This window comes from Aquimarina gracilis (genome assembly GCF_035285365.1).
In the GTDB taxonomy this organism is placed as follows: domain Bacteria; phylum Bacteroidota; class Bacteroidia; order Flavobacteriales; family Flavobacteriaceae; genus Aquimarina; species Aquimarina gracilis.
On the sequence record NZ_JAYKLX010000003.1, the window covers coordinates 571,135 to 581,858 of the forward strand.

The 10,724-nt window shown below is 36.0% G+C and carries 13 protein-coding genes; 7 read left to right on the top strand and 6 right to left on the bottom strand.

Annotation, left to right across the window (positions count from 1 at the left end; genetic code table 11):
• Positions 1 to 322 precede the first annotated feature (322 nt).
• From U6A24_RS08435 to U6A24_RS08445, 3 genes are all read right to left on the bottom strand, one after another.
• Positions 323 to 937 carry a DUF4230 domain-containing protein gene (locus U6A24_RS08435; RefSeq protein ID WP_324179508.1) on the bottom strand — a complete coding sequence of 205 codons (615 nt, stop codon included), beginning with the start codon at positions 935 to 937 and terminating at the stop codon, positions 323 to 325.
• A gap of 89 nt (positions 938 to 1,026) precedes the next feature.
• Positions 1,027 to 1,584, bottom strand: coding sequence for a DUF4136 domain-containing protein (locus U6A24_RS08440; protein ID WP_324179509.1), 558 nt, complete (start codon positions 1,582 to 1,584; stop codon positions 1,027 to 1,029).
• Between the two features lie 82 nt (positions 1,585 to 1,666).
• Complete coding sequence (locus U6A24_RS08445) at positions 1,667 to 1,843, bottom strand: DUF5522 domain-containing protein (RefSeq protein ID WP_324179510.1); 177 nt, start codon at positions 1,841 to 1,843, stop codon at positions 1,667 to 1,669.
• A gap of 29 nt (positions 1,844 to 1,872) precedes the next feature.
• Here U6A24_RS08445 and U6A24_RS08450 point away from each other — a divergent pair, with 29 nt between their 5' ends.
• Positions 1,873 to 2,199: a hypothetical protein gene (locus tag U6A24_RS08450; RefSeq protein WP_324179511.1), complete on the top strand. Its 327-nt coding sequence runs from the start codon at positions 1,873 to 1,875 to the stop codon at positions 2,197 to 2,199.
• Positions 2,200 to 2,213: 14 nt separating this feature from the next.
• Here the strand turns inward: U6A24_RS08450 and U6A24_RS08455 are convergent, their stop codons facing one another.
• Entirely contained in the window at positions 2,214 to 3,122 is a 909-nt protein-coding gene (locus U6A24_RS08455) for a polysaccharide lyase family 7 protein (RefSeq protein WP_324179512.1), read from the bottom strand.
• 83 nt (positions 3,123 to 3,205) lie between these two features.
• Here U6A24_RS08455 and U6A24_RS08460 point away from each other — a divergent pair, with 83 nt between their 5' ends.
• From U6A24_RS08460 to hemL, 3 genes are read left to right on the top strand one after another with little or no spacing between them, the layout of a single operon-like run.
• Positions 3,206 to 4,147, top strand: a complete 942-nt coding sequence (locus U6A24_RS08460; RefSeq protein WP_324179513.1) for a 1-aminocyclopropane-1-carboxylate deaminase/D-cysteine desulfhydrase — start codon at positions 3,206 to 3,208, stop codon at positions 4,145 to 4,147.
• A gap of 7 nt (positions 4,148 to 4,154) precedes the next feature.
• Positions 4,155 to 5,039, top strand: a complete 885-nt coding sequence (locus U6A24_RS08465; RefSeq protein WP_324179514.1) for a glucosaminidase domain-containing protein — start codon at positions 4,155 to 4,157, stop codon at positions 5,037 to 5,039.
• A gap of 2 nt (positions 5,040 to 5,041) precedes the next feature.
• Positions 5,042 to 6,328: a glutamate-1-semialdehyde 2,1-aminomutase gene (gene hemL, locus U6A24_RS08470; protein ID WP_324179515.1), complete on the top strand. Its 1,287-nt coding sequence runs from the start codon at positions 5,042 to 5,044 to the stop codon at positions 6,326 to 6,328.
• Positions 6,329 to 6,333: 5 nt separating this feature from the next.
• Here the strand turns inward: hemL and U6A24_RS08475 are convergent, their stop codons facing one another.
• Entirely contained in the window at positions 6,334 to 6,882 is a 549-nt protein-coding gene (locus tag U6A24_RS08475; RefSeq protein ID WP_324179516.1) for a hypothetical protein, read from the bottom strand.
• 419 nt (positions 6,883 to 7,301) lie between these two features.
• Between U6A24_RS08475 and U6A24_RS08480 the strand changes: the two genes are divergently transcribed.
• The 3 genes from U6A24_RS08480 to U6A24_RS08490 are packed head-to-tail and all read left to right on the top strand — an operon-like array spanning position 7,302 to position 9,595.
• Complete coding sequence (locus U6A24_RS08480; RefSeq protein WP_324179517.1) at positions 7,302 to 8,516, top strand: ABC transporter permease; 1,215 nt, start codon at positions 7,302 to 7,304, stop codon at positions 8,514 to 8,516.
• On the top strand, positions 8,513 to 9,181 hold the full coding sequence (locus tag U6A24_RS08485; RefSeq protein ID WP_324179518.1) for an ABC transporter ATP-binding protein: 669 nt from the start codon (positions 8,513 to 8,515) through the stop codon (positions 9,179 to 9,181). Before U6A24_RS08480 ends, U6A24_RS08485 begins: the two co-directional genes overlap by 4 nt.
• Positions 9,182 to 9,208: 27 nt before the next feature.
• Complete coding sequence (locus U6A24_RS08490) at positions 9,209 to 9,595, top strand: thiol-disulfide oxidoreductase DCC family protein (protein ID WP_324179519.1); 387 nt, start codon at positions 9,209 to 9,211, stop codon at positions 9,593 to 9,595.
• Positions 9,596 to 10,203: 608 nt separating this feature from the next.
• Here the strand turns inward: U6A24_RS08490 and U6A24_RS08495 are convergent.
• Positions 10,204 to 10,722: a hypothetical protein gene (locus U6A24_RS08495; protein ID WP_324179520.1), complete on the bottom strand. Its 519-nt coding sequence runs from the start codon at positions 10,720 to 10,722 to the stop codon at positions 10,204 to 10,206.
• Positions 10,723 to 10,724: the final 2 nt, after the last annotated feature.

Sequence of the window (10,724 nt, forward strand, 5' to 3'; positions counted from 1 at the left end):
TTTTTAGTAAAAGGGGTAGGGTATCTCAACATTGGTTCGTTTTAGATACGTAAACAAAATAATAATCTGTAAAATGATGTAGAGTTTGAGGGACAAACAAATTTCTATAAACACAGATTTTATAGTAAGATGGAAGGAGATTTCTCTTTCCATCTTTTTTATACAACCCTAAAAGTATATTGCCGTTCTGTTTACGCATTTATAAGATCAAAAAAATTATTGCATACAGAATCCATGTTGGTTGAGTTTGTGAAACGGATCCCGAATCTTTAGATTCGGGGTGGCAATCATATTAGAATAAAACATTTGCAAACCATAAACACTAGGGTAGTATCTCCTCGATTGCAATTGGAGTATCGATTATGGTATTTTTGTGTTTTAGTGTCCAACCCAGCGAATTCGTAAGAATATATATTTTTTGGAGTTCACTAATTAGTCGATTTTCAGAATTGGCAACCAATGAAGAGTTATGTACTTTTTTTTCAAGTTGATCAATTACTTTTTTTTTGATTAGATTATGATCTTTGGGAGCAAATTGATTAAGAAAACCATAAGCCAGGTTATGATATTTGATATCTGGATTAATATTGATTTCAGGCTCAGGAATTTTGGTAATCACAACCGTTTTAATGTCTTTATTAACGATATAATCAATTTTACTTAGGTCATATGAGACCTGGACTTTTGCATTAACCACAACCAATGCAGTTTTTGTAGCGGTAAATAGGCCCGAAAAAAAGCCTTTATTATCCTTATATGATATTACTTCGGCAAAATGTCCTTCGGTTACTACAAGTTTACCAACATTTTTCATTTGATCCAGGATAAGGTCAGAAGATTCAAGTTCTGTTTTTCTAGTATTGGATTGGTCAATAAAATACTTGACTCCAAAAGCCAAAAGTGCCATAATAGCTGCACCTAATAGAAAATTACGCATATTTTTATTTTGTAAAGTTCTCTATAAATGTACAGAAAAAAAATAGCCCTTCTGAAAAGAAGAGCTATATGCAATTTTTAAGATTTTTGTTACTTGTTGGCAAGCGGTGGGTATTTTTTAAGTATTGCAGAAACAATCTCATTCATCTTTTCCTGTTTCTTATCTACATTTTTGGTAAGTGCAGAAGTCCCCATACCTTGCCAAATTAGTTCTTTTTTGGATGCATCGATCAAATCAATATACAAAGTACCCTCGGTAACACGAGAGACCGTATTGTTGTTTGCACCCCAAAACCAAGGGTTCCAACCCCATCCATAACCCCAACCAGGACCCCATCCCCAGCCCCAGTTCCAGTTGTTGTTGTAAACATTTACATTTTCTCTGGTTTTTGTAAAAATACTAACCAGCATATCTGGGTCACTAGACTTGGCAAATCCTTTTGCCTTCATATCTGATTCTATAGCTCGTAAAATGCGTTTTTTGTCCAGGTCGTTTATTTCTGCTTTGTCGATTCCCGGTTTATAAAATGCAAAACTTCTGTAACTGTCGAAATTTGCCTGCTTATCATAATCTGAAGCAACACGCACAGTAGTGCAAGAACTTAAAGTTATGATAAGGATTAATGATAAAAGAGAGAAAAATTTCATAATCCCTGAATTTTAATGGTTTAACAATAGCCTTTTTATTTTAAAAACCCACAATAATCATACCATATAGAGTAGTGCAAGGCTATTTTTTAGAATAGCTATTTGTTTTCTTGTCATAGCCATATGGGCAGTGTCTGCAGCCACTCTCACAACAATATCCTCTTCTTAAGTGGTATTGTTCTGTAAAACATCGATACCCTTCCGGGGTAATATAATAATCTCCTTCTTTTGGAGTTATTATTTTTTTAGAGTTATTCATCTTTTACAAAAATAGTATCTTGCAGTTATATGCGCATAGTTGTTAACAAATATTTGATAGGTCGTCACTTTGTGGGTATTGCTCTGTGGCCATTTATTGTGGTCAAAGATTCTTTTCTGAAAGAAGATGAAGCTTTTATTAATCATGAACGCATACATATAAGACAACAAGCAGAATTGCTCGTACTGCCATTTTATCTTCTTTACTTTACCGAGTATATTATACGACTTATTCAGTATAGAAATTCACAACTCGCTTATAGAAATATTTCTTTTGAAAGAGAAGCTTACTATAATGAAGACGATCTGTATTACCTGAAAAACAGAAAACTCTGGAGTTTCACAAAGTATTGGTAATTTTTTTCAAGAGATTAGTCATGAGTGGTTTTAACACTATATAAAATTACTTCTGCAGATTGCGTGTAGTCATCGTCCCATTTAAAATAGTTACCCGTTTTAAAATAGTTTTCATAAGAATAACCGTTACCAACATAATCGTATACGGTAACATATGCTGTTTCTATATTTTTGGCACCACAAATTAGTTTGTACAATAATTTACCATTTTCGATTTTCAAAAAGATGGTAAACTTTTCGTTGTCTACCTTCCCGATGGTAATTTTGCCATCTCCTTGACTGGTCCATTCACCACTTTCAGGTTTTTTATAGTATTCGATAACAATATCGCCATCATACCATTGTACTTTGACTGTTGCCGGAGAATTCTGTAAACCAAGGGCCTCATTTTTGATGCCATGTATTTGAGCAACATACGTTTGTTTATTGCCTTCACAGAAATTTACTTTTAAAGTAGATTCCATAATATGAGTTCCTGTAGTCATAGACCAATTGTCTGAAGTGGTTTGGTTGCCTCTCCAATATTCTCTTAATTCTGTTCTACAGTATTTTTTTTGATCCAAAGCATATTCTCCAGATGTGGTATACCCTGTAAACTTTGTATACAAAGTATAGCTGCCATCATTATTTTTATAGAAATACGCTAATTGATCATCGGTTAACGTATTATTTTCTATGGCTTCATAGTAGATCGAAGTCGCCTTACCATTTCCTCTGTCAATAGGTACAGATAAGTACCAGTTTTTCCAAATAAAATTTTGCTCTTGCTCAGTATCTTGATCAGGTGATGCTACATCTGGATTTGTTTCTCCCGAATCTATAGGCCGATCAATTATTTCCTCTTCTGAGGAGCTGCAAGCAGTTATCAATAACATTAAAAACCCCAAAATGAATATCGCCAGAAAAGTTTTTTTACCTTGCATTTAAGAAGAATTGTAAATTGGTTGACCAAAAATACATAAAAATAAATTAAATGTATTTTTGCGGTCATAGAAAAGTTAATTGTATGCATATTTTTTCTTCGGAAACAATACCTTCAAAAAATCAATCAGTTACAGATCCCATTTTAGAGGCTTCCGAAGTTTTCCTGGATGTTAAGCGTGAAGATTTGTTACATCAGCAGGTTTCGGGGAATAAATTCAGAAAATTAAAGTATAATCTTATTGAAGCCAAAAAACTTGGTTATAAAAGAGTGTTAACTTTTGGAGGTGCGTATAGTAACCATATTGCCGCGACTGCAGCAGCAGGAAAAATGATGGGGTTAAGCACTATCGGTGTTATAAGAGGGGATGAACTGGGTATCGATATCAGTAAAACCTTATTAGAGAACGATACCTTGCGATTTGCTTCAAAAAACGATATGCGATTTAAGTTTGTAAGTAGAACGCAATACAGAGAAAAGACTGCCAGCGAGTTTTTACATCAATTAAAGGAAGAATTTGGGTCATTTTATCATATTCCAGAGGGAGGAACCAACGCTTTGGCAATAAAGGGGTGTCAAGAAATAATAACATCAATAGACGATACATATGATATTGTTTGTTGTGCTGTAGGTACCGGGGGCACTATTTCGGGACTCATTAATAGTACCAAAGATCATCAAAAAGTTCTTGGGTTTCCTGCTCTAAAAGGAAATTTTCTTGATGAAGCAATAAATGCATACACGTCAAAAACAAATTGGAATCTTGTTTGTGATTACCATTTTGGGGGGTATGGAAAAGTAAATCAAGAGCTTATAGCGTTTATAAACTCGTTCAAAGACGAGCAACAAATTCCACTAGATCCCGTTTATACAGGCAAGATGCTTTTTGGGATTTTTGACATGGTCAAAAAAGGTGTTTTTCCAAAAAATACTCGTATTTTAGCCGTGCATACCGGAGGGTTACAAGGTATCGCGGGGATGAACAAAAAATTAATGAAAAAGAAGCTACCCCTTATTACAATTTGATGCTAAAATGAAGAAATTTATTGCACTTGTATGTATGACTGCATTTTTGATTTCCTGCGGGGGAAGCAAAAAAGTAACCTCTACTTCAAGAACCAAAAGATCAACACCAAAACAAACTTCGATTACCAAGGTAGAAAGGAATGCCAAAGAAGTTGTAAAAGAAGAACTCCCTACTATTTCTTCCAAAAAACCAGCAACAACCCTTTCATACAAAGAGCGTGTACAACAGTATATCTATGAATTTTCGGGTATTGCCAAAAGCGAGATGAAAACCTACGGAATACCGGCAAGTATTACCTTGGCACAAGGAATTCTTGAGTCGGGAGCGGGATATGGAGACCTTACCAGTAGGGCCAAAAATCATTTCGGAATAAAATGCCATGACTGGAAAGGTGATCGTGTCTATCATGACGATGATCGTTTGCAAGAATGTTTTAGAAAATATGATCATGCCAGTGAATCGTTTAGAGATCACTCGTTGTTTTTGAAGAATAGAAAACGATATGCGCGATTATTTACTTTCAATCAACGGGATTATAAATCATGGGCTCGGGGATTAAAAGAAGCAGGCTATGCAACCGACAAAAAATATCCGGCTAAATTAATCGGGATCATAGAAAAATACAGATTATACGAATTTGATAATGAAGTATTAGGAAGGAAAAATCGAAAAAGACCCAAAAAGAATGAAGATGTAGCGGTTGCAGTTTCTAGAGTTTCTCAAAGTGGAGGACACCTAGTGCAAAAAGGAGATACCTTATATTCTATATCAAGAAGATATCAAATTTCTGTAGACCAACTTAAAGCATTCAATAATCTAGTCGATAATAATATCAAAATCGGTCAAGTACTTAGAGTAACGGCTGAAGAAGAGGAAGAAGATTTCAACTAAACATGATCTACCAAAGAAGTAGTGCGTTATTCAAAGATGCGCAAAAAGTAATTCCGGGAGGAGTAAACTCACCAGTTAGAGCTTTTAAAGCAGTTGGGGGTGACCCAATATTTGTAAAAGAGGCCAAAGGAGCATATTTATACGATGAAGACGGTAATCGATTAATTGATTACATTAATTCGTGGGGACCCATGATCCTGGGGCACGCGCATCCTCCTGTGGTCAATGCGGTTGTAGAAAAGGCAAAAAAAGGAACCAGCTTTGGAATGCCAACAGAAATCGAAACGCAAATTGCAGAACTAGCCGTAGCAATGGTGCCAAATATCGATAAGATTCGATTTGTAAACTCGGGTACCGAAGCTTGTATGAGTGCTGTGCGTTTGGCCAGAGGATATACACAAAAAGATAAAATCATCAAATTTGCAGGGTGTTACCATGGCCATAGTGATTCATTTTTAATACAGGCAGGAAGTGGTGCTGTAACTTTTGGTAGTCCCAATAGCCCGGGAGTAACTCAAGGCACCGCCAAGGATACGTTACTAGCACGTTACAATGATCTTGAGCATGTAGAAGGTATTATCAATTCTAATAAAGATGAGATTTCCTGTATTATTATTGAACCTGTAGCAGGAAATATGGGATGTATCCCACCGGCAAAAGGATTTTTAGAAGGACTTCGATCTTTGTGTGATACTCATAATATACTATTGATTTTTGATGAGGTAATGACTGGTTTTAGACTTGCCAAAGGGGGTGCGCAAGAAGTATTGGGGGTAGATGCCGATATAGTTACCTTCGGTAAAGTGATTGGTGGGGGATTACCTGTTGGAGCATTTGCTGCAAGAGAAGAAATCATGAACCATTTGGCACCACTGGGACCAGTATATCAGGCCGGAACCTTGAGCGGTAACCCATTGGCCATGGCTGCTGGATTGGCAATGTTAACCGAACTTAATACAAATCAAGATATTTTTAAAAGCATAGCCGATAAGACCGAATATCTGCACAAGGGGATAGCTGAGGCTTTGGACAAGCATAATATCACGTATACCATAAATAGGTTAGGGTCTATGATTTCTGTGCATTTTGCTGAGGATGCTGTAATCGATTTTGATACAGCTGCCAATGGTAATAACGATACGTTCAAAAAGTTTTTCCACGGAATGCTGGAAAATGGAGTCTATATAGCACCAAGTGCTTTTGAAACTTGGTTCATTACTGAGGCATTGACATACAAAGATCTCGATGAAACTATTTTGGCGGTTAGTAAAGTAGCAAAGACATTGTAAATAGCCTATTTTGACGAGAGCCAAGTCCCTAGTTCTATAGTACTTTGATCTGGGAATTCTACGCCGTACACCTCACTCTCTATTTCGTGGATATAAGGATATTTACCAAGATATTCTTCGCCACTATAATCGCTATAATCCCCGCGGATTGGGAAAATAGCAATATGATCCAGGTTTTTTTGACCATGTAGTTGTCCCAGGACCCACTTTCCCATTTTAGAGTTCAATGCACTTTCGGTAGCGAGAAAGATAAACTTTTGGTTTTCTTTTATTTTCTCTTTAATGGTAATATGAATACGTTTGGTAGCTTCGGTGGTGTTTTCATACATGTCTTCATCGATCCAATCGGCATAGACCAATTCACCAAAGCTGTTCAAAAAATTGATTGCACTATCCAGTTCCTCAAGCTCGTCATGCTTATGAAAAATAAATACAGAAACCATTAGATCACGTGGCTCTTGTTTAAATAGTTGCAAGCTTTCGTTAACCGTTTTTGTATATATTCTGGTAGCGTTGCGATACTGTATTAGGCCATATTGCGGTAATATGCTCATTTCTTTGTGTGAAAATTTCTTGCAATATATAACGTTTTCCAACTGTTTTTGTTGTAGAAAGAGGTTTTAAGATAACTTTTTGAGTTTATAACAAAGTACTATGAGTATGTTAAAAAGAGAACAAAGAAATAACCCCACAGGGTTTTAAGAAAAATCCTATGGGGTTACCTAACTAACACAAACTCAACTTTTGATCCCTTTCCTTTTCTATTAAGGTTAGGTTGTTCTTTTTTGATCGGTACAAACTTACATCAAATACCTATGCGGCGGTATCGGGAATAAACCCCTTTTTTTACAGGGGAAATTTCTGGAAAATGAGTAAAAAGGTCTGTAAATAGATGCTGGGTAAAGATTTGGTAGGGAGTTTGTCTTTTCTGATAGTTTTGTAATCTCATCAATACTTTCCCGACCTATGAGGTATGTCTAAAACCGTTTTGAATAAAACCAATGTTTTTATTGCCTTGCAGTATCTATTTGCCAGAAAAAAGCAAAGTATTTTGGCTACGATGGGTGTTATGCTTGGGGTAACGACCTTTATCGTGATGATAAACTTCATGACTGGAGTAAATGACTTTTTGGATGATGCGGTATTCAACGGGAGTCCGGATATCATTATTGGAGCCAAAAATCAGCAATCTTCCAAGAGTGGTTTAGGAATTCAGATTAAAACACTCAAAAACCTTGAACGTATAGACACATTGCTTTCTGAAGATGAGAATGTCCAATCGTATGCGCATCAAATGATTTCGCCAGCAATATTGGTAAGTAATCAAGCTCAATTACCGGGCAGTATTAATGGTGTGTTTTCTTCAGAAGAAAATAAAATGGTAGATATCGAGCGCAGACTTATAGAAGGCAAAGGGTTTCAGAGCCTCAATCAAGAGAATTCCATTTTACTCGGGGTGAGCCTGGCAAAAAGACTACAGGTGTCGGTTGGAGATGAGTTAAAAATGATCCTTCCCAATGGAAAAAGCCTCCACCTTCAAGTGGCGGGTATTTTTAGTTTTGGAATCACCACTATAGACAATGTACGTACCTATTTCTCGGCAAAGACCTTGCAAAAACTGTTGGGCCAGCAAAATAAGAGTACCCATGTTCATGTAAAACTAAAGAATCGAAACGATGTAAGCCTGAAGACAATTCTCGCAGAACGATTGAATACAATTACCGTTCAGGATTGGAAGGATAGTAATAAAACCATAGTTATAGGAAACAAAGTGAGAGATATTCTTACCTGGTCGGTATCATTTGCGCTGCTTTTGGTGGCCGGATTTGGGATCTATAATATTTTGAATATCACCGTAATTCAAAAAAGAAAGGATATTGCCGTACTAAAAACAATGGGATACGCCAGTAACGATGTGGTTTTTATTTTCCTGGTACAATCTGTAATCATAGGGTTGCTGGGAGCCTTTTTTGGCGTTGTCTTTGGGTATTTGATCAGTTATATGATCTCGACCACACCGCTAGATACCTCAGACTTTATTATTGTAGACACCTATCCTATTAATTTTAAGGTTGCCTATTATGTTATGGGGCTTCTTTTTGGGTTGCTCACAACGGTATTGGCGGGATATTTTCCGTCTAGAAAAGCCAGTAAGGTAGATCCGGTAACCATTATAAGAGGGATATGATTTTAAAGGCACAACATATTAATAAGTTTTTTGAGGATCCCAAACGGCATCAGGTATTGCACAACGTTTCTTTAGCGCTTAATCCAGGAGAACTAGTGTCGATATATGGAGAATCTGGGAGTGGGAAATCTACGCTGTTGTATATCTTATCTACCCTGGATACAGATTTTGAAGGATCACTACAGATTCATGGGCAAGAGAGTAAAACATTGTCTTCTTTGGCACTTACAAATTTTAGGAACAAACATATTGGGTTTATCTACCAGTTTCATTATTTGCTACCCGAATTTACCGTATTGCAAAACATTATGTTACCCGCTATGAAGCTTGGTAGCAAAAGCAAAGAAGAGATTAAACAAGATGCTTTGCAGTTGCTAAAAGAAATGGGTATGAACGATTTTGCTGCGCGATCGGCTTATAAATTGTCTGGTGGGCAACAACAAAGCGTAGCTATTGCAAGGGCATTAATCAATGATCCTACTTTGATTGTGGCCGATGAACCTACCGGAAATCTGGATCAAAAAAATACCGATATAGTGTTTGATCTTCTTAAAAAAATTACCCGCGAAAAAGGTAAAACGGTGGTTATGGCCACCCATAATCCCAAAATTTATCAAAATTCTCATCGTGCTATTGAAATGATTGATGGTGTTGTTCGACTATAGAAGTATAACAATTTAAAAACCAATGACATGGAGAATTTAGGAGCAAAAAGCACAATTATTTTTGATGGCGAATGTAATTTATGCAATGGGGTAGTAGGATGGTTACTGAAATTTGCTCCCAAAGATATTTTTGAGTTTGTACCTTTTCAATCACCAAAAGGACAAGGGTTCCTGAAGCAATATAACTATCCGCTAGAACGCCTTGAAACTGTTATTCTTATCGATGAAAATGGTTCACATACCCACTCTGATGGTTTCTTGAAAATTGTTTCCAAAATTCCACGATGGCGGTTGGTTGCAGCGTTGTTGGCCTTTGTTCCTAGAATGATACGAGATGCGATCTATAACCTGGCTTCACGAAACAGAGTAAAGTGGTTTGGGCAATCCAAAAGTTGCACGATTAATTTTAGGTAGTACATTGGTAGCTAGTGGTGAACTAGCAATGCAAAAGGTTGTAAGTCAGTCTAATGATTAATCATACGCAACCTTTTCTTTATTTTTATCCATAGAATGCGTTATCGGGTCTACATAAGTTCTAAGCTATGGCATCGAGATCTTGTTCTTCGCCAGGCTGTATGGCAGTACGGGTGTATTTTGAAAATTCTCTGTTCTTAAAACTTTTTCATTGTAGCATGACCAATACATGGTTCATAGGTTATATGTAACTTAAATTATTTAGAATGATTCTACACCTGGGAAAAACGCCCCGGAAAACCCGGGATCATTTTCCGGGCCCGGAAAAACGTGCCGGGTTTTCCGGCAACACATTCTGATGGGATAATAAGCTGCCGGAGTTTCAAGCTTGTTTTTCCTTAAAAATTATCCAATGATAGGTGCTACGAGTTTCATTTTTCGTTACCCCTTGCCGGTGCAAGTTTGCAACTTGTGCCCTCTTACTAATTATTTAGGTAACCGCGATCGGGTTTTTGCCATTTATATCTTAAACATCTATTTTTTTGAATTTTGTAACACAAAATTCAAAAAAATTAAAGCATAAAAAAACCACCCGAAGGTGGCTTTCTTTAATTTGTTATTAATCCTTGTTTAATTTTATAATCCTGTTTATTGGGCTTTATATGATAATTATGTTTGTTAAACTTTAAGCTATCAGGAACTTTTAATAACAATTTTTCGCTGTAAAACCTTTGTCCAAGTGAATTTTCATCAAAAATTGTTATTGGATATTTATCTTCATATAAAAAAGAACCTTTAGCTTTTGTAACTTCATAAGTTGTTTCCCCTTTATTTACTTTGTAATTATAAGGCTTAGTATCATTAAAATGAGCTACTTGAATAATACTTATTATACTATCATTATCCTTTATGTCAAAATAAACTTGATATGACGGATATGAAAAGCCATTTTCGTATAATTTACCTTTAATTGGTAACTTTAAAGGGTTTTTATTTACATAATCATTTATAATTTTTGAAAAATCAGTACTCAAGCCGTGTTTGTCTTTTTCCTTATCAGATGTACTACAACTTGTAAAAATAATAGCTATAGTAAGTATTTTAATTATTTCTTTATGAATTCTCATAT